Below are 23,534 nucleotides of genomic sequence, written 5' to 3'. Positions count from 1 at the left end.
CACAGAACCTTGGTGAGAGCTCCCCCTCATCCGCCGCCCCCGGGCCCTCCCCGGCCTTAGACTCCTCCAGTGACAGTCTGCGGCCCGAGGGGCAAGATGGGGCCCGCTGTCGGCAAGGTGCGGTAATCAGGGAGGAAGCGTCGTCGTGAGCAGCAGGCCATCCCGAGGCACTGCTCGCCTCGCAGCCATACTCGATGCCCTTCCGGACGGGCTTCTGCTCGTCAATTGCAACGGCACGGTCGTCAACGCCAACGCCATCGCCCTCGAGATGTTCGAGACCCCGGGCACCGCGCTCGTCGGTCGGGGACTGCTCGATCTGCTGCCGGAGTTCGACTCCAAGCTGATCCCGGGGTCGATGCGCCGGCCCGAGGCTGCAGACGAGCAGGGCAGGACCAAGCCGACGCGGATGACCGCGCGGCGCACGGACGGGCACGAGTACCCCGTCGAGGTCACCAGCGCCAGCCTGGACAGCGGCCAGGCCGCGTACAACGACATCCACTCCAGCTACACCGGCGACGAGCTGCTCATGCTCGTCGTACGGGACCTCTCCGGCACCGTCGACACCGAGGCCGAGCTGGCCCGTTCGCAGCGCCAGACCGAGATGATCCTGCGCGCCGCGTCCGAAGGCGTGGTCGGTACCGATACGGACGGGCGCGTCGTCCTCGTCAACCCCGCCGCCGCCCAGATCCTCGGCTTCCGGGCCAGCGACCTCGGCGGCCAGGAGCTGCATTCGCTGATCCTGCACTCGCGGGCGGAGGGCGAGCCGTTCCCGTACGAGGAGTCGCCGCTCGCCGACACCCTCAAGTCCGGGCGCAAGCACCGCGTGCGCGGCCAGGTGCTCTGGTCCAAGAGCGGCGCCCAGGTGCCGGTGGATCTGACGACCGCGCCGGTACGGGACGGGGACCAGCTCGTCGGCGCGGTGATGACGTTCACCGACCGCCGCCCGTACGAGGAGCTGTCCGCCCAGCACAAGAACGTCGTCGCCGAGCTGACCACGAGCCACTCCGACGAGGTCACCGCGCTCAAGGAAGCCCACGCCGCCGAGCTGAAGTCGCTGAAGGAGGCCCACGCGGCCGAGCTGGCCGACCGGGCCGAGCGGTACGCCGCCGAGCTGGAGGAGCAGGCCGAGCGGCTGGCCGCCCTCGGAGCCCAGCACTCCCAGCTCACCGCCGTCCTCGGCGGTTCGCTGCGCGGGCCCCTGGAGGAGCTGCGCGGGGAGCTGTCCACGCTCGCCACCGACCCGGCCGGGCAGCTCTGGCCCGAGGCCAACCAGATCCTGCACCACCTCGCCGCCGGGTACGCCCGGATGACCACCCTCGTCGACAACGTCCTGGGCTACCAGCGCCTCGACGCCGGGGTGGAGGGGCTGCACAAGGCCCCCGCCATGGTCGACGGGATCGTGACGGGCGGTATCGACGGGGCGGTCGAGCTGATCGGGCCCGGCCGCGCCCAGTTCGCCGTGCACGCCCCGCCGATCGAGGCCGAGGTCGACGCGCGGCAGCTCGCGACCGCCATCGCCCACCTGGTCGCGGACGTCTGCGGAGTCGACTCGACCGGCAAGGCCCGGGCCGTCCCCGGGGGCGGTTACATCGACTCGACCGTGGTCGTGGCCGCCGCCCAGCGCGGTGACGTCGTACGGATCGAGGTACGCGGACCGTACGCCGGGGGCGACCCGGTGCACGAGCCGATCGTGCGCGGCATCGTCCAGGCGCACGGCGGTGTGCTCCAGACCCATGAGATGCCGGGGATGAGCGGCAGCGCGTACGTCCTCGACATCCCGATCGGCACCGGCTCGGGCACCGTCGCGCCTCCTGAGGTGCCGGTGGAGCCCGCACTCGGTCCCGCGCCCGCCCCGGCCGCGCCTGCCGAGGGTCTCGGGGCGCCGGGTGTCACCAGTGGCGGGCGGCGCCGGGCGCGCCGGTCGTCCACCGACGCGTTCCTGGGCAGCCCCGGCGGTGCGCCGGAGGCCGAAGCGGAGGCCGGGGCCGCCGCCGGTACGGGGAGCCCGGGGGACGGGCCCGCCGCCGAGCCGACCGGGCGCCGCCGGGCCCGCCGTGGACCCGCCGCCCCCGAGGAGCAGACGGCCCCCGAGCTGATCCCGGCCCAGCAGGGCGAGGGGTCGGGGCGTCGGCGCGGTCGGCCCAGCCCGGCGGAGGCCGGAGCGGTCGGGAGCGGGAGCGGCAACGGGAACGGAGTGCTGGAGATCGGGCCGGGGGGAGCCGGGGCTTCTCCGGTCGCGGTTCCTCCGGCCGGGATGTCTTCGGCCGGGATGTCTCCGGATGGTTCACTTCAGGTCGGGGGGGCTCAGAGCGGGCCGTCTTCTGAAGTCAGCGCCGCTCAGCTCGGTGCGGTCGGGGGCGGGGGAGCAGCCGGTGATGAGCAGGGCGTCGGCCCGCAGCCCGGCCAACCCGCGCCGCAGCAGCCGCAACAGCCTCAGCGGCAGGCCCTCGCGCTGACCTCGGCCTCGTCCTCCGCCCCCTCCGGGGCCTCCGCGCTCTCCCCCGCCGTCCCGGTCCCGGCCCCCTCCGAGGGTTCCGTCGTCACCGCCGCCGAGGGTGCTCAGGGCGGCGGGCGTCCGCAGCGCGGGCAGACCGTGCCGCCCCAGGGCGTACCGGCGGAGGCGCAGCAGCCGGTGCCGCCCACCGGACGGCGTGCGCGGCGGGAGGAGGAGCACCGCCCGGCGCTCCCCGCCCTCGCGGCCGGTCAGGGCAGCGCGGAGCCCGAGCAGGCCCAGCAGCTTCAGGACCAGGCCCAGAATCAGGGCCAGAACCAGGTCCAGCAGCCCGGTGGGCGTCGGGCCCGGCGGGCGCTGGCGGCCGCGCAGGAGCGCATCGCCGCCGAGGCCGGTCCGCGTACCGCCTTCGCCCTGCCCCCCGCCGACGCGGACCGGGCACCCGAAGCGCCCGGCACCGGGCCCGTACCCCCGCACGGCGACGAGAGCCACCACGAGCGCACCGCCCCCGAGGCCGGTCACACGCCCCCGCAGGCGCACCCCGTGGCCCCGCACGGCCCCGGCGCCGACCGGAACGGCGTACCCGTACCGCAGGCCCAGGCCCCGCACGGCCCTCACCCCGCGCCGGACGACCGGTCCTGGGGCGGCAACGGGCAGACCGCTCACACCACCGGCACCGCGGGTGTCCCCGGCCCGGCGGCGCACCCGGCCGACAGCGGCACGGGCGCCCCGGTGCCGGACGGGCGGCGGCAGCCGCTGCCCGCCGAGGAGCCGATGCCGGGCGTCAACCCGGACTCCACCCAGGGGCGGGCGTTCAGCGTGCGGACGCTGGGCCAGGGCGTGCCCTTCGCCCAGCACCTCCCCCAGCAGCAGAACCAGCCCGGGCACCAGACCGGGCAGCAGCCGGTCCAGCCCAACCCGCCGCAGCCGCAGCAGAGCCTCGGCGGGGCCGGTCGGCGCCGTAAGCTCGCCGCGCCGCCGGAGGGTGAGCGCCCCACGGCCCAGCCGCCCGCCGCCGACGGTACGGACCCCGCCGCCCCGGGCGCGCAGGGGCAGCAGCTCCCCCAGGCGCCGGAAGGTGCCCCCGCTCCCCAGCCCACCGCCACGGGTCTTGGCTCCGGCGTCGGCTCCGGTCAGCTGCTGGCGCCTCCCGTGGCCGAGGGGCGCGCGTACGCCATAGGGGCGCCCGACGAGGGCGCCGAGGGGCCCGAGCCGCTGGACGGGCCCGGTGGCGCGGTCGAGGTCGCCAACCGGCCGCAGCCCCACCCCGTCGACGACGAGCTGCCGCCCGAGCCGCTGGACAACCCGCGTCGGCTGCTCGTCTGGCCCGCCCCCGACGTACCGACCCAGCAGGCGCTCAGCGACCGGGGCTACCGGCCGGTGATCGTCAACTCCCGGGAGGAGGTCGACGCCCAGATCGCCGCGTTCCCCGCCGCGCTCTTCGTCGACCCGCTGACCGGTCCCATCACCCGTACCGCGTTGCAGTCACTGCGTCAGGCGGCCGTCGCCGCCGAGGTCCCGGTGCTGGTCACGGCCGGTCTGGGGCAGGCGACCCGGGAGGCCGCGTACGGGGCCGACCCGGCCGTCCTCCTCAAGGCGCTGGCTCCCCGCGACAGCGAGCAGCACCCGCCCCGCGTCCTGCTCATCGAGGAGCACGAGGAGATCGCGGCGGCGCTGGAACAGACCCTGGAGCGGCGCGGGATGCAGGTCGCCCGCGCGGCGACCGACAGCGAGGCCGTCGATCTGGCGGGCCGGATGCGGCCGAACCTGGTGGTCATGGACCTCATGCAGGTACGCCGTCGGCGCGCCGGGATCATCGACTGGCTGCGGGCCAACGGGCAGCTCAACCGCACCCCGCTGGTCGTCTACACCTCGGCCGGGATGGACCCATCGGAGCTGCCGCGGCTCGCTTCCGGGGAAACCGTTCTCTTCCTGGCCGAGCGGTCCACCAGCGACGAGGTGCAGTCCCGGATCGTCGACCTGCTGGCGAAGATAGGGACCAACTAGGTAACCAGGACACGCGGACAACAGGGCGGGGGCGGTACGGAGTTCCCGTACCGCCCCCGCCCCGTCCGTCCCCGCCCCCGCCCTTTCCGGGCCGCTCTGTTTCACGTGAAACAGAGCGTGAAGGGTCAGAGCTGCGTGACGTCCAGCTCCCCGTCCGCGTACTGCTTCCGGATCACCTTCTTGTCGAACTTGCCGACGCTCGTCTTCGGCACGGCCGGGATCACCGACCAGCGCTCCGGCAGCTGCCACTTGGCAATGCCCGAATCGGCGAGGAACGCCTTCAGCGCCTCGTAGTCGACGGCGGCGGCACCCTCCTTGAGGACCACCGTCGCGAGCGGCCGCTCGCCCCACTTCTCGTCCGGTACGGCGACGACGGCCGCCTCCGCGACGTCCGGGTGGGCCATCAGCGCGTTCTCCAGCTCAACGCTGGAGATCCATTCGCCGCCGGACTTGATGACGTCCTTGGCCCGGTCCGTGAGGGTGAGATAGCCGTCGGTGCTGATCACGCCGACGTCACCGGTCTTGAGCCAGCCGTCCTCGCTGAACTTGTCCTCGGGGCGCAGGTGCTCGCCGTCGGCCCCGCCGTAGTACGCGGCGGCGATCCAGGGCCCCCGTACCTCCAGCTCACCGGCCGACTCGCCGTCCCACGGCAGGTGCTCGCCCGCCGGGCCGACCAGCCGGGCCTCCACACCGGCCGGGAAGCGGCCCTGGGTGATGCGGTACGGCCACTCCTCCTCGGCGCTCAGTCCGGCGGGCGGGTGGGCCATCGTGCCCAGCGGCGAGGTCTCCGTCATGCCCCAGGCGTGGCAGAGCCGGACGCCGAGCTTGTCGTACGCCTCCATCAGGGAGGGCGGACAGGCCGCGCCGCCGATGGTCACGTTGGCCATCGAGGAGAGGTCGCGCGGGTTGGCGGTGACCTCGGCGAGGAGGCCCTGCCAGATGGTGGGGACGGCGGCGGCGTGCGTGGGGCGCTCGCGCTCGATCATCTCGGCGAGCGGACCGGGCTGGAGGAAGCGGTCCGGCATCAGCATGTTGACGCCGCTCATGAACGTGGCGTGCGGGAGCCCCCACGCGTTTACGTGAAATTGAGGGACTACGGCCAGCGTGGTGTCCTTGTCCGTCAGCCCCATCGACTCCGACATGTTGACCTGCATGGAGTGCAGGTAGATGGAGCGGTGGGAGTAGACGACGCCCTTGGGGTCCCCGGTGGTGCCGGAGGTGTAGCACATGGCGGCGGCCTGGCGTTCGTCCAGCTCCGGCCAGTCGTACGTGGTCGGGCGGCCCGCGATCAGCTCCTCGTACTCGTGCACGCGCGGCGCGGCCCCGGCCAGCGCCGAGCGGTCGCCGGGGCCGGAGACGACCACGTGCTCGATGCCCGGCAGATGAGGCAGGAGCGGTACGAGGAGGGGCAGCAGGGTGCCGTCCGCGATGACCACCTTGTCGTCCGCGTGGTTGACGATCCAGGCGAGCTGTTCGGGCGGCAGCCGGAGGTTGAGGGTGTGGAGCACGGCCCCCATGGAGGGAATTGCGAGGTATGCCTCTACATGCGCCGAGTTGTTCCACATGAGAGTTGCGATGCGCTGGTCGCCGTCGATGCCCAGCTCGTCGCGGAGCGCATTGGCCAGCTGGGTCGCGCGGGTGCCGATCTCGGCGAAGGTGCGGCGGTGCGGCTCCGCTTCGCCGGTCCAGGTCGTGACCTGAGACTTCCCATGAATCGTCATCCCGTGGTGCAGGATGCGGGTGACAGTCAGCGGTACGTCCTGCATGGTGCTCAGCACGGCGTCCTCCCGGTGGGCGCTACGCGGCAGTAGGGTTGCGCTGATTCTGCGCACATACCACGCGGTATGTCACTACTCGCGGGAGGAATTCCCTCGCGCTCACCGGATTCGAGCGGTCCGATTCGGGGGCCGGCTCGGTGGACCGGGGCCAGCGGAGCAGGGTCAGCGGACCGGGGTCAGCTCCGGGTCCTCGCGGAGCTTGCCGAGGGCGCGGGAGACGGCGCTCTTGACCGTACCGATCGACACGCCCAGCACCTCGGCCGTCTGCGCCTCGCTGAGGTCCTCGTAGTACCGCAGGACGACCATCGCGCGCTGGCGGTCCGGGAGCTTGAGCACCGCGCGCCACATCGCGTCGTGCAGCGACTGCTGCTCGGCCGGGTCCGGGGCCGGGGCGCCGCCCTGCTCGGGCAGCTCCTCACAGGCGAACTCGTCGACCTTGCGCTTGCGCCACTGCGAGGTCCGGGTGTTGAGCAGCGCCCGGCGGACATAGCCGTCCAGCGCCCGGTGGTCCTCGATCCGCTCCCAGGCGACGTACGTCTTGGCGAGCGCGGTCTGCAGCAGGTCCTCCGCGTCGCACGGGTTCGCGGTGAGCGAGCGGGCGGTGCGCAGCAGGACCGGGCCCCGGGCCCGTACGTACGCGGAGAACGACACGTAGGGCACGTGGTGCTGCTGGCCGGCGGCGGTGGCGGTGGCCGCCCTGGAGGCGCCCGTGCAGACTGGCGTGGTCATGTACCCAACGCTAGGAGCGGGGGCCGCCCGGGGGATCGCCCCCAGGTCCCGAAGCGCCGTCCGCCTCAGGTTGTAGGGGCGGTACGCCCTGCACCTCCTGAAGATGGACGGGCCCGCGCCCCGCCCTCAGGGTCCGCCCCCGGCTCCGGCCGCGGTGGTTCACCCGTCCGCGCCGAGGAGCAGCCCGGACGTCGGGACCCCCGTACCGGCCGTGACCAGGGCCCTCGCCGCCCCCGCCACCTGGTTGACCGAGGTGCCCCGGATCTGCCGGACGGCCTCCGCGATGCCGTTCATCCCGTGGAGGTACGCCTCCCCCAGCTGACCCCCATGGGTGTTCAGGGGCAGCGCGTCCGCCGCGACGAACGCCCCGCCCTCCCCCGGGCCGCAGAAACCGAACTCCTCCAGCTGCATCAGGACGAACGGCGTGAAGTGGTCGTAGAGGATGCCCACGTCGATATCGGCCGGGCCCAGCCCCGAGCTCCGCCAGAGCTGCCGCGCGACCACGCCCGTCTCCGGCAGCCCGGTCAGCCCGTCCCGGTAGAAGCTCGTCATCTGCTCCTGGGACCGGCCCGCGCCCTGGGCCGCCGCGACGACGACGGCGGGCGGCCGGGGCAGGTCGCGGGCGCGCTCCACGCTGGTGACGACGAGGGCCTGGCCGCCGTCGGTCTCCTGGCAGCAGTCCAGCAGCCGCAGCGGTTCGACGATCCAGCGGGAGGCGGCGTGGTCGGCGAGCGTGATCGGCTTCCCGTGGAAGTACGCCGCCGGGTTCCGGGCCGCATGCCGCCGGTCGACCACCGCCACCTGCCCGAAGACCTCCGGTTCGAGGCCGTACGTATGCAGATAGCGCCGGGCCGCCATCGCTACCCAGGAGGCGGGGGTGAGCAGCCCGGACGGCAGGTTCCAGCCGAGCGCCGCGCCCTCGGCGGTGGGCTCGCGCCGCTGGACGCCCGAGCCGAAGCGGCGGCCGGAGCGCTCGTTGAACGCCCGGTAGCAGACGACGACGTCGGCCACCCCGCTCGCCACCGCGAGGGCGGCCTGCTGGACGGTGGCGCAGGCGGCGCCGCCCCCGTAGTGGATGCGGGAGAAGAACGACAGCTCCCCGATGCCGGCCGCCTGGGCGACGGTGATCTCGGGGCTGGTGTCCATGGTGAAGGTGACGAGGCCGTCCACGTCGGCGGGGGTGAGGCCCGCGTCGTCGAGGGCGGCGGCGACGGCTTCGACGGCCAGTCTGAGTTCGCTGCGGCCGGAGTTCTTGGAGAACTCGGTGGCACCGATGCCGACGACGGCCGCTTTTCCGCCGAGGGTGTCGGGTCTGCGGAGGCTCATGACGCCCCCTCGCCGTGGGACACGTGGGACACATGGGACACGTAGGGAAGGGCGACGGTGACCTTGCCGGTGACGTGACGCCCTGTACGGTTGTCGCCGACGACGGCGACTTCTATAAGAGTGTGGTTTTCGCCTTCCAGGGCCGCGATATGACCGGTCAACCGGAGTACGTCCCCCGGGTAGTTGGGGGTGCCGAGGCGGATCGCGACCTTCCGGAGGACGGCGGCGGGTCCGAAGTGGTCGGTGATGTAGCGGCCGACGAGCCCGTTGGTGGTGAGGATGTTCATGAAGATGTCCGGTGAGCCCTTCTCCCGGGCCAGTTCGGCGTCGTGGTGCACGTCCTGGTAGTCGCGCGACGCGATGGCGCCCGCGACGATGAGCGTGCGGGTGACGGGGATCTCCAGGGGCGGCAGTTCGTCGCCGACGCGGTACGGGTCCTTCACGACGGGCCCTCCTGACGGCCGTCCTCCGCGATCAACAGGCCGAGCTCCTCCAGCACTTCGCTGCCGCAGCCCAGATACGCGTCGAGCTGGCGCCCCCAGAGGAAGTGCCGGTGGACCGGGTGGTCCAGGTCGGCCCCGGTGCCGCCGTGCAGATGCTGCCCCGCGTGCACGACGCGCCGCCCCGCCTCCGAGGCCCACCAGGCGGCCGTCAGCGCCTGGGCCGCGTGGTCGAGCCGCTGGTCGTACCGCCAGGCCGCCTCGTACGCCGTGACCCGGATGGCCTCGGTGTCCATATGGGCGTCGGCGGCGCGGAGAAGGACGCCCTGGTTGGTGGAGAGCGGGCGGCCGAACTGCTCGCGGGTGGTGGTGTGCCGGACCGCCCGCGCGAGGGAGCCCGCGCAGACGCCCGCCTGGAGCCCGGCGAAGGCGATCCGGCTCGCGGCAAGGACCGAGGCGTAGGCCCCCGGGCCCGTACCCCTCCCCGTACTCGTACCGAGGGATTCTGCCCGTACGCCGTCGAGACCGAGCCGCCCCGCCGACCAGGGCGCGGTCGTCTCCACGGGCAGGACGGTCACCCCGGGTCCCCGGGCCTCGACGATCCACAGCCCCCGCTCCGCGTCCGCGACCAGCACATGGGTGGCGTCCCGCAGCCACGGCACCCAGGGCACGGCCCCGTACAGCGCCCCGTCCACCGCCCGCACCCCGCCGTCCCGCGCCGGGAAGGCGCCCGTCGCCACCGCCGTACCGTCGCGCAGGGCGGGCAGCAGACGTTCCCGCTGCTCCGCCGTACCGTGCCCGGCGACCGCGAGGAGCCCGTACACCCCGGTCGCCGCCAGTGGGACCTGGGCCGTGGTCCGGCCCTGTTCCTCCAGGAGCAGGACCAGGCCCAGGAGCCCGATGTCCTCCACCGCGCCGGGCAGCCCGGCGGTGCACAGCTCCTTCCACAGCCCGGCGTCCGTCCCGGTCCCCGCCGCCACCAGCCGCTCGTGCGTCGACAGGTCACCGAAGATCCGCGCGGCAAGACCCTGTGCCGCGCTCTGCTCCTCGCTCGGGGTGAAGTCCATCTCAACCGCCTTCGCTCGCCCGGAAGACCGGAAGTTCCAGCTCGGGGTCCGTACGGAGGAACTCCAGCCGTACGGGCAGGCCGACGCGGACCTGGTCGTACGGCACACCGACCACGTTGCCGACGATCCGTACGCCCTCGGCGAGTTCGATCAGCGCGACGGCGTACGGGCCGCCCTCGCCCGAGGGGTCGAAGGCGGGGAAGGACGGGTGGTGCATCACGACATGGCTGAACACCGTGCCCTCGCCGCCCGCCTCGACCGTGTCCCACTCCTGCCCGGCACAGGCGTTGCAGCCGGGGAGCCAGGGGAAGCGGAGCGTCGCGCAGGCCGTGCAGCGCTGGATGAGGAGGCGGTGTTCGGCGACCCCGGCCCAGAATCCGGCGTTGTCGCGGTTGATGACGGGGCGGGGGCGGAGTTCCTTCGTACGGTGCGGGGGGCGGTACTTGAGGATGCGGAAGCGGTGCGTCCCGGCGGGTTCGCCGTCGGCGCGGACGTCCATGCGGGTGGTGACGAAGTAGCCGGTGCCGAGCTTGGTCGTCTTGCGCGGGGAGACGGACTCGATCACGGAGTCGAAGGTGATCAGGTCGCCGGGGCGGAGCGGCCGCAGGTACTCCTGCTCGCAGTCGGTCGCGACGACGGAGGTGTACCCGGCGCCGTCGAGGAGGCGGAGGAGTTCGTCGTACGCGGGTGAGCGGGCGGAGTCGCCGCCGGGGCCCGGGGCTTGGGAGAGGCCGCGCATCGTCCAGACCTGGAGCATGGTGGGCGGGGCGACGGCGTCGGGGCCCCGGTGGGCGGGCGAGGTGTCGCCCATCGCCTCGCACCAGTGGCGGATCATGGGCGCGTTGACGGGGTCCTTGCCGGTGGCGGCGGTGGCGGCGGGGCGACCGGCGTAGGCGGCGAGCTGCTCGTACAGGGGGTCGTCCGGGGCGGTGGGTTGGGGGGGCGGGGTGGTGGGCTCCCGGCCTGTCCGGGTGTCCGGGGTGGCGGGCTTGAGGTCCGGGGCGGTGGGCTTGGGGTCCGGGGCGGTGGGCTCCCGGCCTGCCCGGGTGGCCGGGTTCACCGCTTGCCCCGTGTCATCCCGAGCCGCATGGTCGCGACGATCTCGCGCTGCACTTCGCTGACGCCGCCGCCGAAGGTGTTGATCTGCGCGGCCCGGTTCATCCGCTCCAGCTCTCCACCACCGCGGACAGCACCGTCACCACCGCCACCGCCACCGCTGCCGTCCGCTCCGAAGCAGCCGGGTGATCCGCCCCGGAGGAGGGCGGCCTCCCCGACCACCTCCTGGCACATCCGGTAGACCTCCACGGCGCTCTCGGTCCCCGCGAACTTCACCCCGCTCGCCTCCCCGGGGGCCAGCGCGCCCGCCCCCACGGCCCCGACCAGCCGCCAGTTCAGCAGCCGGGTCGCCGCGAGCCGGGCGTACGCCTCCGCGAGCCGGGCGCGTACCCACGGCTCGTCGATCCGGCGGCGCCCCGTCGCGGGGTCGGGGGTACAGACGTGGGCGAGGGCCTCCTCGTAGAAGTCCTCGGCCTGCATACCGATGGCGGCGAGGGCGACGCGCTCGTGGTTGAGCTGGCTGGTGATGAGCTTCCAGCCGCCGTTCTCCTCCCCCACGAGGTTCGAGGCGGGGACGCGTACGCCGTCGTAGTAGGTGGCGGTGGTCGTCAGGCCGCCCACGGTCTCGATCGGCGTCCAGGAGAAGCCGGGGTCGTCGGTCGGCACGAGGATGATCGAGATGCCCCGGTGCTTCGGGGCGTCGGGGTCCGTACGGCAGGCGAGCCAGATCCAGTCCGCCTGCTGGGCGTTGCTGGTGAAGATCTTCTGGCCGTCGATGACCCAGTGGCCTTCGCCCCCGCCATCCCCGCCGCCGTCGCCCTCCCCGCGATCGCCGTCGCCGTCGCGCACGGCGCGAGTGCGCAGGGCCGCCAGGTCCGTACCGGCTTCGGGTTCGCTGTAACCGATCGCGAAGACGAGCTCGCCGCTGAGGATGCGGGGCAGGAAGTACGCCTTCTGCTCCTCGGTGCCGTACCGCATGAGGGTCGGGCCGACGGTGTTGAGGGTGACCATGGAGACGGGGGCGCCCGCCCGGTACGCCTCGTCGAAGAAGACGAACTGCTCGTCGGGGCCCCGCCCTTGGCCGCCGTATGCCACGGGCCAGCCGAGGCCGAGCAGGGAGTCGGCACCGATCTGCCGGAGCAGCCGCCGCTGTTCATCCGGATCGTCCCGTCGGCTCCCCCCGCCTCCGCCGCTTCCTCCCCTCCCTCCGCTCCCCGCCATCAAGGCGGCGAAGTAGGAGCGCAGTTCGGTACGCAGCCGCTGCTGGCGCTCCGTGGGGGCGAGGTGCACGGGGGACCTCCAGGGGCACGGAGACGGAAACCGAACGGTTTCTGACTGTCCGTCAGATCAACTCTCCCTGTCAAGGGTCACGGACAACGGCGACAGCCCGCGCGGGGCACCGAAGTGCCGCCGCACGGGCTGCTGTTCAGACGGCCGGGACCCACCCCCCGGAAGGTCCCGGAAGTCTGATCACCGAGGAGGAGCCACCCTCGGAGTCATCGCCCTCGGAGCCGCGAGGCCATCACCAGAAGAACGGGGTGAAGTTCACGGCGACGCTGTGGTCGGACTGGTCGATGGCGGTGAAGGCCGAGCCGCTCACCTGGGCCGAGGTGTTCTGGTTCGACGCGCCGGGGCCGACGGCCTGTTGCTGCGTGGTCGAGGAGTTGCCGGTGTTGGCGCCGCCGACACCGCTGCCGCCGACCGTCGCCACGGCCGCGTTCGATCCGTCGTTCGCGAAGGAGCCGTTGTCCGCCAGGGCCACACCGCCGCAGAGGGCGACGGTCAGGGGCAGCGCGGCGACTGCGGCGAGAACGCGAGCGGTACGGATGCTTGCCATGTGAGTTCCTCCAGGAACCGGAAGTCCGGCTTCATAGGTGCATGTGAGGCTGGTTCCGGGGGAGTTGGCCGACCGCCCCGGTGCTGGTCACGACGTCGCGAGAGCAGAGTTGCCCAGCGCATCCCCGGCGAACCATGCCTTGCCGCCTGATTCCCTCGCACGTATGAGGAAGAGGCGATAAACCTTCTATGCGGCAGGGAATGACGAACCGGTCGATACACCCGCACTCCCCCTTCGCTCTCAAGGGGGAAAACGTTCCACCACCAGCGACCTCCCACCCGCCTCCACCCCTCCCCCTCCACGCCCCCACTTCCCTTATTCGAACCTGTGTACGAAAATAGAACCATGGCCACCATCGACCGGCAGACCGCCACCCTGGCCCTCGCCCACGCCCTCTCCGCCGCCGAGCGCGGGCTCCCCGTCTTCCCCCTGTCCGCCACCAAGCTCCCCGCCCTGCGCTCCCCCCACCACGGCGAGCAGCCGCCGGTCCGCTGCCGGGGCGCGTGCGGACTGCCGGGCCACGGGGTGCACGACGCCACCACGGACCCCGCGGCCGTCCGCGCCCTCTTCGCCGCCGCGCCCCGGGCCACCGGCTACGGCATCGCCTGCGGACGCGCCCCGCACCGGCTGATCGGCATCGACCTGGACATCGACACCGCGTACGGCAACGACTCGGTGGGCGCCCTCCAGCAGCTGGCCCTCCACCACCTGTTCACCATCCCGCCGACGGTCACCGTGCTCACCCCGAGCGGCGGCCGCCACCTCTGGCTCACCGGCCCCGCCGACACCACGGTCCCCAACTCGGCCGGCCGCCTCGCCCCGGGCATCGACATCCGCGGCAGCGGCGGCTACCTGGTCGGCCCCGGATCGGTCACCGCCCACGGCCGCTACCGCCTGGCCCCCGGCACCGCCCACCTCGCCCCGGCCCCCTGCCCCCGCGCCCTCCTGCGCCTCCTCACCCCTCCACCGCGCGGCCCCCGGCCCCCCGCCACCGAAGACGCCCGGGGCCGCCGGGGCGAGGGCCTGGTCCAGTTCGTCCTGGCGGCCCACGAGGGCCAGCGCAACACCCGCCTGTTCTGGGCCGCCTGCCGCGCCTACGAACACGGCTTCGGCGACGCCCTGGCCGACGCCCTCACCGCCGCCGCGGTCCGCACGGGCCTCACGGAGACGGAGGCCCGAGCCGCGATCGCTTCTGCGGCGCGGCTGACGCAGGGGCGGAACGACTGAGTCCGCGCGGCTCCCAGCTCCTCACTCCCCTTTGCCGATCCAGGTTGCCGATTCAAGGTTGCTGATTCCCGGCAACGAGCACCTCCCGATATATGCAGGCAGCACCCATACCGCTTCCGCTCTCACCACCACACCATGGGGAGGTGACCCCGAAGCGGAACGTTCCCCCCATCCCGAAGCTCCGCATGGCGATGCTCGGCACCCTGGCAGTCGCCGGCGTCTGCATGCTGATCGCGGTCTGGCTGATCCTGGTCACCACACCGGGCGCACAGGCCGAGGAACGCGCCTTCAAGGAGGCGACGTCCTGTTCCTCGTCCCGTGGAGACGCCCGCGGCAACGCTCGTGACGGCCAGGCCGGCAACGACGACTGCCTGCGTACGGTCCCGGCGGTGATCGACAGCCTGGACAAGATCGAGGGAAGGTCACCCAACTTCTGGCTCAACATCACGGAGGCCGACGGCACGTCCACCCGTACCCGCCTCGCGGGTACTCCGGCACATCGGACGGTGGCCCACCCGGGAGCGGAGATCGAGGTCACCTACTGGCGGGGCCAGATCCGGTACGTCGACTTCGAGTCCGTACGGCGGTCCACGAAGGCGGATGTACGCGGCGACTACCGGCTCCCGCTCACCTCCGGTCTCGGGCTCGGCGCGTTCGGGGTCATGATCGCGTCGAGCGCGCTCGTGACGCTCTGGACCGGTCGGCGCTCGCCCAAGGTCTACACCTGGCAGACCAACCTCGCACTCACCGGGGGCCTCTGCCTGACCGTGGCCGGCGCGGTGGCACCCTGGCCGACCCACGACATCGGCGGCGCGCTGCACCTGCTCGGCCTGAGCACCCTGGTGGTCCTGGCGGGCTGCGCGGTGGCCGCGCCCATCCTGTGGTGGCGCAATCGCGGCGACGACACCATCACCATGGAGCCGGCCGTCCTGACCGAGAAGAAGGTCGTCACCGGCGCCATCCTGGGCGACGTTCCGTACGCGAGCAACGCGTACAGCGTCAGCTCCGTCTCCCTGATCGCCGCCCCCGGCTCCCTGGAAACCGCCCTCGACCCGGTGAGCCTCTTCCACCACAAGAAGATCCCGAACACCCTGACCCCGCTCCGCCTCCGCCCGCCATACCTGACGGACCCGCCGGGCCGCCCGGACTACCGAGGCCGGGCGGTGGTACTGGAGTGCGAGGACGGGGGTGTACCGGTGCTGATCGTGACGGAGAAGAAGGACATGCCGGTGGTACTGGGGGCGCTCGGGCCGATGCCGGTGCCGGTGCCGGTGCCGGTGCCGACGGGCAATGGGCCGCAGTAGCCGGGCGACCCACCAGGAACACACCACGACGAGTCCGCGTGTCCACGCAGCCGGTCAGCAGCCGCCGTCGTGGTCGCCCCGAAGCGGTTCACCGGCCGTACGCACGAGGCTTCGGACACCCGCCAGGCAACACTCCCACCGCGAATGCCCCTCGGGCCCCCTCACCCATCACTGCTTCTTCCTGTCGCAGGAAGACATGGATCAGGTTCTTACCCTGCTGTCGGCTCAAAGGTTGAAGACCGTCGCGAAGCCCGCTCGGAAGGCTCCGCCCAGGGTCAGTTGAGACCGATTCACACCGGAGAAGAGAACCGCCAGGGAGAGGTCGACCGGCTCGGCGGAGCCGTCGATCACTACCAGGATGGTGCGCCGCTTCGGCGCGATCCCCGATTGGGTGACCGTGACGACGAGTCCGGGGCGCGTGAAAACGTACCGCTTCCGGCGCACCGCCCTGCACCGGTACTCGGTTCCGCCGTACTCCATACGCAGCGAGCGCCCCTTACGACTCACCGCCCACCGGTTCCTCCACAACTTCGCATCCTCACCCTCCACCTGGAGTCGAGCATGCGTCAGCCGCGGCTTGTCCTGAAAGATCGCCCATCCGATCAGGTGCGTCGTCGGAATCGCACTTCCTCGTGCTCGGGCTGTAGCTGAGCCCACCGGCCCGTCCGCCGGATAGCGCACTTCGATAGTGCCGAACTCCTCAGAGGTACCGGACCAGTAGAGTGCACGCTCTTCATCGCGCAGCTCTTTCAACACGAACGAGGCAGTCAACGAATGCTCCCCATCAAGGGGTCGAGGAACTAGAGCCCGAAAGGTTCGGTGCCATCATCGCTGCCATAAGACAGCATCGATGCACCAGGAAACCCTGCTACACGATCCGCCGGATTTCCCTCTCGTCAGGAAGAAGATCGGCCAGCATCTCCCAGATCGGCTTGCTTCCGATGGGCCGGAGCACCAGGGGACTGTCCGGCCCCACTTCCCCCTCGTGCACCGGCTCAGCCGGGGATTCTCGGTGCCAGTAACCCAGCGGGCCGCAGTCCCAGATGCCGAATCCGCGCACACCGACAGTCGGCCGCGTGTCGTCCTGGCCGTGCCAGGCCGAGGTGAGGCGCCAGTGCGCGCGCAATTCGAGAAGCAGGTGGGAGAACAGGGAGAGGGCAGGTTCCATGAGGTTTCCCGCCTCCCTCAGCGCCTGCTGAACCCGTTCCGGGGCGTCGCCGTACGCCGGGGAGTGCACCGGACCGTCCAGGGCAGCAAGCCCGGCGTCCATCACCCCGATGGCCGTCTCGATGCAGGGCACCCCCACGTCCAGGGCGGCGGTCTGCCGGAGGTTCACCAGCTGGGCCAGTGACCACACGAGCATCTTGGGTTCGATCTGCGCGTACTCCACTTCGCGCTGTCCGGGCCAGGTCTCGTGCGAGAAGACATGCTCCTGGCCGATGACCAGCCCGTGGTTCAGCGTGCCCTGCTGGCCGATCACCTCCACACCGATCGCCACCACGGGCTCGGCCAGCGTCTCCAGCAAGGGGACCAACTGGACGGAGAGTTCACCGTCCTCGCTCACGAGCCCGGAGTGCTGGAGTTCGGCTGCGGCGGTGCTGTGACCGGCGGGGAGCGTGACTCCGCCGGCCAAGTGGCTCAGCAGCGTCAGGTGGTCCGTGGCCAGACGGAAGCGGGAGCGGGCGCTGTCGTAGGAGGGCATGGGGCAGGTCCTTACCGTGGTGGGTCGACTCAGAGGTTGAAAACCGTCGCGAAGCCCGCGCGGAAGGCTCCGCCCAGGGTCAGTTGAGACCGATTCACGCCGGAGAAGAGAACCGCCAGGGAGAGGTCGACCGGCTCGGCGGGACCGTCGATCACCACCAGGAAGCGGTGGTGCTTCTTCCTGATCCCTGATTCGGTGACCATGACAGCGAGTCCAGGGCGGGTGAAGAGGTATGACTTCCGACTGCCCGCTGTGCACCGGTATTCGGTCCCGAGGTACGTCATACGCAGGGAACGCCCCTTACGCCGTACTGCCCACGGGTTTCTCCTCAACTTCACCTCCTCGCCTCCAACCAGAGCTGAGCGCCCGCCAGTCGAGGCTTGTCCTGGAAAATCGACCACTCGACCAGAAGCGCCCGGAATCGCACTGCCTTGTGCTTTCGCGCCCGCCCCGTTCGTGGGGCCGATGTCCGCCGGGGAGAGCACTTCGACATCGCCGAAGTTGCCGAAGGGGCCGGACCAGCACCGCCCACGCTCCACGACCACTTCTTTCAACTCGAACGAGGTTTTCAAAGAGTGCTCCAGCAGGGTCAGACCCGTCCCGTGTTGTCGGTCGCGAAGGTGAGAATCGTCGCGAAGCCCGTTCGGAAGGCCCCGCCCAGGGTGAGCTGAGCGCGGTTCACGCCGGAGAAGAGAACGGCCAGGGAAATGTCGATCGGCTCGGCGGGACCATCGATCATCACCAGAACGCGACGCCGCTTCCTTCCGATCCCTGATTGAGTGACCGTGACGACGAGTCCGGGACGCGTGAAAACGTACCGCTTCCGGCGCACCGCCCTGCACCGGTACTCGGTTCCGCCGTACTCCATACGCAGCGAGCGCCCCTTACGACTCACCGCCCATGGATTCCTCCGCAGCTTCACGCTCTCACTCTCCACCTGAAGCTGAGCGCTCGTCAGTCTCGGCTTGTCATCGAAGAGCGACCATCCGATCAGGAGCGTTGTCGGAATCGCACTACCCAGTACTCGGGCGGTAGTTGATCCCATCGGGCCGTCCGCCGGATAGCGCACTTCGATAGTGCCGAACTCCTCAGAGGTACCGGCCCAACAGAGTGCACGCTTCTCATTGCGCACTTCTCTCAACTCGAACGAGGTGGTCAATCAGTGCTCCTAATCAAAGGGGTTGAGGAACTTGCCGACCTTGCTCGCACCGGACACGATCCCCTCCCCGATGTCTTCGGCCTTGTCCCCCACCCATTCGGTGGACGTGTTCCACGCGTCGGCGATGTTCTCCCGGTTCTCCCAGGCGAGGGCACCGGCGTAGATGACACCGGTGCCGACGGCCAGGCCCACGGTGACGGGGTTCGGCGCGACCATCGCCGCCGTCAGGGTCGCGTTGAACGCGGTACCCGTCAGGTCGGAGGCGAACTTGTCGGGGTTCTTCGCGATCTTTTCGGAGTCGTACGTGGAGAGATTCGCGACCCCGTAGAGCGTCGCGCCCGCAGAGCCGACGACACCGAGCCCCCGCATCGCGCCGGCTGCCTTGGCCGCATTGGCCACGCCGCCCTTCTCCGCGACCGTGAGAAGGTTCACCTGGCTGGCCGTGGGTGTGACGAGCGCGCCATTCTTCATATACGAGCCGTACTGTGCGGCCAGAGCGTGGGAGCCACCAATAGCAGCCCGCGCGCCAGGGGCTATGCCATTCAATGCGCTGGTGACCTGAGGCACGTGCAGACTGCCGTTGACCAGCCGCGCGGTCCATGTGCTCGGGGCGTTCAGCAGAGCAGGGTTGCGGTAAGCCTGGATCAGGGCAAGCGCACCGCCGACCGACACTTTGGTCGCCCTGGCGAAAGCCGCGATGGAAACAGTGCCGGATACATAGCGGGAGTAGAGCCTGCCCCACTCCGCGTTGCCCGTGAGCCTGGTGACGATGTCGCCCTGGGCGCGCGCCGCCCACATGCTCAGGGTCTCTTTCTTCGGGTCCATCATCAGCGAACTCAGATCGAGGGATACACCGCCGTCGGCAGTCGCCGGTGCGGCTTCGACGATGGCGCCCTTCGCCCGGCCGTTGAATCCACCGCCGAGCGTCATGTCGTTCGCTTCGCTGCCGTTGACCGAGTCTTTGACGACAGCTTCCAACGACGCCTTGAGGTCCTTGTCCGCCTCGTCGAAGGACTTCACACAGGCATCGATGTACTCAGCCCAGGACGCCTCGTTCTCCTTGACCTTTTGGAGAGCCTTGGCATCCGCCTCAAGGTCGGCGCGCTGCTGGCCGGTCAGGCGGTCGTAGTCATAGGCGACGCGTCCCTGTTCCGAGACCTTCATGCCCGCGTCCACGGCGTCCGCCCGCGCGGTCTCCAGGGTCTTCTTGAGCTCGGCGAATCGCCTGGCCCCTGCGCGCAACAGCTTGGCGGTGGCCTTTGCCTGGGTCTGCGCCGCGCGGTATTCGTAGTGGGTCCCGGCGAACCGGCGGTCGGCGGCGTCTGCTGACACTCCCACCCAGGAGGGGCCCGTAGCGACGGGCAGGATCGCGCTCTTGTAGCGCTCTTCGATCTTCTTGAATTCCGCGGCCGTGTCGTCCCACGCGGTCGCGGCCTTGGTGAGAAGGCCGAAGTCGGTGGTCATGACCTCGTGATACGTCAGCAACGCGGCATCCCCCGAGAGCATCGCGCCAGTGGTGGGCATGCCGGAAGCCCACGATTTGATCTTGCTTTCGTCGACATTACCCCGCCCCGAAGAGGCATCCTCACGACGGGGCGCCCTGCGCCTGCTCATGTACGTGCTGGTCAGCGGCGCGCGACCCGATGGCCTGTGGGCCCGGGACGGGCCAACGGAGAAGAGGCGCCCCTGACGCGGGACGCCTCTTCTGACCTGCTGCTTCTCTCACCTGGCGGTGGGTGTGGGATTTGAACCCACGGTGACATCGCTGCCACGACGGTTTTCAAGACCGTTCCCTTAGGCCGCTCGGGCAACCCACCCCGCGTCGGCGGCCCCGGGCCGTGATGGCCGATGGGCCGTCAGGGCCCCTGGGGGCCGGTTCGACGCTCGGTACAGCCTAGCCGGTCAGCTGTCTCCCTCGCGCTGGCCCAGGGTGACTTCCGCTGTTGCCGTCCTGCCGTCGCGCTCGTAGGTGAGGGTGACCTTCTCGCCGGGCTTGCGGGTCCAGATCTCGCCGATCAGGGTCGGACCGCTGTCGATCACCGTGTCGTTGAACTTGGTGATCACGTCGCCCGCCTTGAGGCCCGCCTTGGCCGCCGGGCCGTTCGGGGTGACGGAGGGGGTGTTGCCTGCGCCCTCGGGGGAGATCGCGGCGCCGCCGGTCTTCTCCTCCATGGAGACCGTCGCGCCGATCACCGGGTAGACCGGCTTGCCCGTCTTGATCAGCTGCTCGGCGACGTTCTTCGCCTGGTTGATCGGGATGGCGAAGCCGAGGCCGATCGAGCCGGCCTGGGACTGGCCGAGGCCGCCGCCCGTGGACTGGATCGCGGAGTTGATGCCGATGACCGCGCCCGTCGCGTCGAGCAGCGGGCCGCCGGAGTTGCCCGGGTTGATCGAGGCGTCGGTCTGGAGCGCGCTCATGTACGAGTTCTTGTTGCTGGAGCCGTCCCCGGAGGCGACCGGGCGGTTCTTCGCGCTGATGATGCCCGTCGTCACCGTGTTGGACAGGCCGAAGGGGGCGCCGATCGCGATCGTCGAGTCGCCGACCGCCACGCTCTCCGAGTTGCCGAGGGGGAGGGGGGCCAGGCCCGCCGGGGGGTTCTTCAGCTTCAGTACGGCCACGTCGTAGCCCTGGGCCCGGCCGACGACCTCGGCCGCGTACTTCTTGCCGTCGGAGAACGTCGCCGACAGTTCGCCGGACTCCGCCGCGGAGGCCACCACGTGGTTGTTGGTGAGGATGTGGCCCTCCTCGTCGTACACGAAGCCCGTACCCGTGCCGCCCTCGCCGTCGCCGCCCTGCGCGTCGATCGTGACCACGCTGGGGAGCGCCTTCGCCGCGACCCCGGCCACGGTGCCCGCCGGGCGCTTGAGGTCCCTCGGGGTGTCCGACGCGGAGACGGTGGTCGACGTGCCGGAGGAGCCGTTGTCGTTGCGGTCGGCCGCCCAGTAGCCGAGTGCGCCGCCGATGCCGCCCGCGACGAGTGCCGCCACCGCGACCGCCGCGATCAGTCCGCCCGCGCCCCGCTTTCCGGTGCCCGGGGAGGGGTTGTGGCCGGGCTGCGGGGTCGGGGTGCCCCAGACCGGGCCGTTGCCGCTTCCGTTGCCGACGCCGCCGCCGGGGGTGTGGGCCCCGCCGCCACTCGCGTACGAGGGGACCGCGGGCGGGGGCGGGGGCCAGGAGGCGGCGCCCTCGGGGGGGCTCGGGCGCCGCCCCGTACGGGGAGTGCTGGGGGGAGTGCGGCGGCTGGTGGGGCTGCTGAGGGGTGTGGGGTGAGTGGGAGGCGTGGGGCGTGTGGGGTTCGGTCGGGGGGGTGGGGCGTCGTCGGGGCGGGGTACGCCGGGGAGGGCTGGTGCGTGCCGGAGTGCGCCGGGGAGCCCTGGTGCGTGGGCGTGTGGCGCGGTGCGTCCGCGTGCGCCGGAGTGGGGGGCGCCGTCGGAGCAGGGGTGGCGGCGGGGGCGGACGGGGACGGTGTCCGCGCGTCGGAGCCGTCCTCGGCATCGGCGTGTACGTCGTCGGCCGCCGGAGACACCGGAGCCGCGGCCCCGTCCGTGGCCGGTTCGGGAGTCGTGGCAGGCACAGGAGGTGCGGGCGGAACGGACGGCACGGCCGGTACCGCGTTGCCCTCGGTGCCCTCGTTCTCGGTGCTCACAGCTCTTTACTCCTCGGTTCCACTCGGCATCCAGTCGGCGTCAGGCAAGAAATCCGCTGTGCACGTGTCTGCGGTCAGCTTTTCCCACAGCGCGTCTGGCCACTGTAAGCAGGACCTGTGCATCCGCACACCAATCTTTACATCAGACAAAACGGACCTCCAGGGTGACATGTGCTCACCCACTCCCACGGCGGTGACACCATGGCCCGGGTGACCCACGCACGGCAGCGCAGCGCGCACACCTCGATCCAGGTCGTCGCCCATCGCGGAGCCTCCGACGACGCCCCCGAACACACCCTGGCCGCCTACCGCAAAGCGATCGAGGACGGGGCCGACGCCCTGGAGTGCGACGTCCGGCTGACCGCCGACGGCCACCTCGTCTGCGTGCACGACCGCCGGGTGAACCGTACGTCGAACGGGCGCGGCGCCGTCTCCGCCCTGGAGCTCGCCGATCTCGCCGCCCTCGACTTCGGCTCCTGGAAGGACCGCGAGGAGTCGCCGGACTGGGACCCGGTGCCGGGCGAGCTCACCTCCGTACTCACCCTGGAACGGCTCCTGGAGCTCTTCACCGACGTACGGGCCACGGGGCGGCCGCTCCAGCTGGCCATCGAGACGAAGCACCCCACCCGTTGGGCCGGACAGGTCGAGGAGCGGCTCCTGAAGCTGCTGGACCGGTTCGGCCTGACCGCGCCGCCCGCCGACGAGCCCTCGCCCATCCGCATCATGAGCTTCTCCGGGCGCTCCCTGCACCGCGTCCAGGCCGCCGCGCCCTCGCTGCCCACGGTCTACCTGATGCAGTTCGTCTCGCCCCGGCTGCGCGACGGACGGCTGCCCGCCGGTTCCCGGATCGCCGGGCCCGGCATGCGGATCGTGCGCAGCCACCCCGGGTACATCGAACGGCTGCACCGGGCGGGCCACCGCGTGCACGTCTGGACCGTGAACGAACCGGCCGACGTGGAGCTCTGCGCCGAACTCGGCGTCGAGGCGATCATCACCAACCGGCCGAAGCAGGTTCTGTCCCAACTGGGCCGCATTTAGCACACAACAGGCACCCGGCAGTACCCCCGCACCACCATGACGGGGAGTACACCGGCGCATTCACTGCGCGTTCAGTCGTGACGAGTGCGTCACCGACAGCCCCTCGGCCGGTTTCCGGTGCAGCTCAGTGGGGCATCCAACCCGTGGCGTGGGGCAAAGGAGGTCTCGGGGGTGGCGTTGGTGGTGGCACAAGAGGTGCCTGCGTCGTCGAGCATGGCCGTTCCCCATGGTCCTGCGGGCGTGGGGCAGGCACGGCACCGGATGCGTGAGCAGTTGCGCAGCAACGGGGTGTCGGACGCGGTCGTGGACGACGCTGTTCTCATTCTTTCCGAACTGCTCAGCAACGCCTGCCGGCACGGCAGACCGCTGGGACGGCACACGGATGTCGGTGACGGCGACATCCGTGCCGCCTGGCGCGTCGAGACGAGCGGCGGCCTGACCGTGGAGGTCACGGACGGCGGCGGGCCGACCCGCCCGGTCCCGGCCACCCCTTCGGTGACGGCACGCGGCGGCCGGGGGCTCAACATCATCAGCGCCCTGGCACAGGAGTGGGGCGTACGGGACGACTCGTCGGGCGAAGTCACCGTCTGGGCCCATGTCTCCTCGCAGAAGCCTCCCGGGATGAGCGGGGACGGTCCCGGCACCGGCGGGCGGGGCGGGCACGGGCTGGGCGCGGTCGGCGGACTGACCGGATTCGAAGGGCTGGACTTCTCCGACGTCCTCGATGACGCGAGCTGATGGGCGGTGGGCGCGGCGTACGGCATG

The 23,534-nt window shown here is 71.4% G+C and carries 16 protein-coding genes, 1 tRNA gene and 1 pseudogene; 5 read left to right on the top strand and 13 right to left on the bottom strand.

Going from position 1 to position 23,534, the window contains the following annotated elements:
- Positions 1-145: 145 nt before the first annotated feature.
- Entirely contained in the window at positions 146-4,459 is a 4,314-nt protein-coding gene (locus B7C62_17780) for a PAS domain S-box protein (GenBank protein ARF73906.1), read from the top strand.
- A gap of 125 nt (positions 4,460-4,584) precedes the next feature.
- On the opposite strand, the gene B7C62_17775 is transcribed toward B7C62_17780, so the two are convergent.
- The 8 genes from B7C62_17775 to B7C62_17740 form a co-directional block, all read right to left on the bottom strand.
- Positions 4,585-6,237: a long-chain fatty acid--CoA ligase gene (locus tag B7C62_17775; protein ARF73905.1), complete on the bottom strand. Its 1,653-nt coding sequence runs from the start codon at positions 6,235-6,237 to the stop codon at positions 4,585-4,587.
- Positions 6,238-6,399: 162 nt separating this feature from the next.
- Positions 6,400-6,966 carry a SigE family RNA polymerase sigma factor gene (locus B7C62_17770; protein ARF73904.1) on the bottom strand — a complete coding sequence of 189 codons (567 nt, stop codon included), beginning with the start codon at positions 6,964-6,966 and terminating at the stop codon, positions 6,400-6,402.
- A 159-nt stretch (positions 6,967-7,125) separates the two neighbouring features.
- Positions 7,126-8,292: a lipid-transfer protein gene (locus B7C62_17765; GenBank protein ARF73903.1), complete on the bottom strand. Its 1,167-nt coding sequence runs from the start codon at positions 8,290-8,292 to the stop codon at positions 7,126-7,128.
- Positions 8,289-8,735 (bottom strand): acyl dehydratase, encoded by a 447-nt coding sequence (locus B7C62_17760; GenBank protein ARF73902.1) that lies wholly within the window; start codon positions 8,733-8,735, stop codon positions 8,289-8,291. Before B7C62_17760 ends, B7C62_17765 begins: the two co-directional genes overlap by 4 nt.
- Positions 8,732-9,799, bottom strand: coding sequence for an acyl-CoA dehydrogenase (locus tag B7C62_17755; protein ARF73901.1), 1,068 nt, complete (start codon positions 9,797-9,799; stop codon positions 8,732-8,734). The genes B7C62_17760 and B7C62_17755 overlap by 4 nt, the downstream gene beginning before the upstream one ends.
- Before the next feature lies 1 nt (position 9,800).
- Positions 9,801-10,712, bottom strand: a complete 912-nt coding sequence (locus B7C62_17750; protein ID ARF77227.1) for a hypothetical protein — start codon at positions 10,710-10,712, stop codon at positions 9,801-9,803.
- 143 nt (positions 10,713-10,855) lie between these two features.
- The gene (locus tag B7C62_17745; protein ARF73900.1) at positions 10,856-12,145 is read right to left on the bottom strand and encodes an acyl-CoA dehydrogenase; all 1,290 of its coding nucleotides are present in this window, start codon (positions 12,143-12,145) and stop codon (positions 10,856-10,858) included.
- A gap of 232 nt (positions 12,146-12,377) precedes the next feature.
- Entirely contained in the window at positions 12,378-12,692 is a 315-nt protein-coding gene (locus B7C62_17740; protein ID ARF73899.1) for a hypothetical protein, read from the bottom strand.
- Between the two features lie 345 nt (positions 12,693-13,037).
- Between B7C62_17740 and B7C62_17735 the strand changes: the two genes are divergently transcribed.
- Both B7C62_17735 and B7C62_17730 read left to right on the top strand, forming a co-directional pair.
- Entirely contained in the window at positions 13,038-13,919 is an 882-nt protein-coding gene (locus tag B7C62_17735; GenBank protein ID ARF73898.1) for a DNA primase, read from the top strand.
- Positions 13,920-14,062: 143 nt separating this feature from the next.
- Positions 14,063-15,223 (top strand): hypothetical protein, encoded by a 1,161-nt coding sequence (locus B7C62_17730; protein ARF73897.1) that lies wholly within the window; start codon positions 14,063-14,065, stop codon positions 15,221-15,223.
- A 225-nt stretch (positions 15,224-15,448) separates the two neighbouring features.
- Here the strand turns inward: B7C62_17730 and B7C62_17725 are convergent, their stop codons facing one another.
- The 5 genes and pseudogenes from B7C62_17725 to B7C62_17705 all read right to left on the bottom strand — a co-directional run bounded on the left by B7C62_17725 (position 15,449) and on the right by B7C62_17705 (position 21,731).
- A complete protein-coding gene (locus B7C62_17725; GenBank protein ID ARF73896.1) occupies positions 15,449-15,703 on the bottom strand; it encodes a hypothetical protein in 255 nt (84 codons plus the stop codon).
- Between the two features lie 388 nt (positions 15,704-16,091).
- Positions 16,092-16,925 carry a hypothetical protein gene (locus B7C62_17720; GenBank protein ID ARF73895.1) on the bottom strand — a complete coding sequence of 278 codons (834 nt, stop codon included), beginning with the start codon at positions 16,923-16,925 and terminating at the stop codon, positions 16,092-16,094.
- A gap of 1,168 nt (positions 16,926-18,093) precedes the next feature.
- Complete coding sequence (locus B7C62_17715; protein ID ARF77226.1) at positions 18,094-19,569, bottom strand: hypothetical protein; 1,476 nt, start codon at positions 19,567-19,569, stop codon at positions 18,094-18,096.
- A gap of 242 nt (positions 19,570-19,811) precedes the next feature.
- Positions 19,812-19,901: transfer RNA gene (locus B7C62_17710), tRNA-Ser, on the bottom strand.
- An 85-nt stretch (positions 19,902-19,986) separates the two neighbouring features.
- Positions 19,987-21,731 (bottom strand): annotated as a pseudogene (locus B7C62_17705) (protease).
- A 210-nt stretch (positions 21,732-21,941) separates the two neighbouring features.
- Between B7C62_17705 and B7C62_17700 the strand changes: the two are divergent.
- Together B7C62_17700 and B7C62_17695 are read left to right on the top strand one after the other, a co-directional pair.
- Complete coding sequence (locus B7C62_17700) at positions 21,942-22,769, top strand: glycerophosphodiester phosphodiesterase (protein ID ARF77225.1); 828 nt, start codon at positions 21,942-21,944, stop codon at positions 22,767-22,769.
- A gap of 84 nt (positions 22,770-22,853) precedes the next feature.
- The gene (locus B7C62_17695; GenBank protein ID ARF73894.1) at positions 22,854-23,507 is read left to right on the top strand and encodes a hypothetical protein; all 654 of its coding nucleotides are present in this window, start codon (positions 22,854-22,856) and stop codon (positions 23,505-23,507) included.
- The last annotated feature ends 27 nt before the right edge of the window (positions 23,508-23,534 follow it).

Origin of the sequence: Kitasatospora albolonga (assembly GCA_002082585.1) — a bacterium.
In the GTDB taxonomy this organism is placed as follows: Bacteria; Actinomycetota; Actinomycetes; order Streptomycetales; family Streptomycetaceae; genus Streptomyces; species Streptomyces stephensoniae.
The sequence above is the reverse complement of the archived record's forward strand: the minus strand, read 5'-3'. Positions and strand labels throughout refer to the sequence as shown.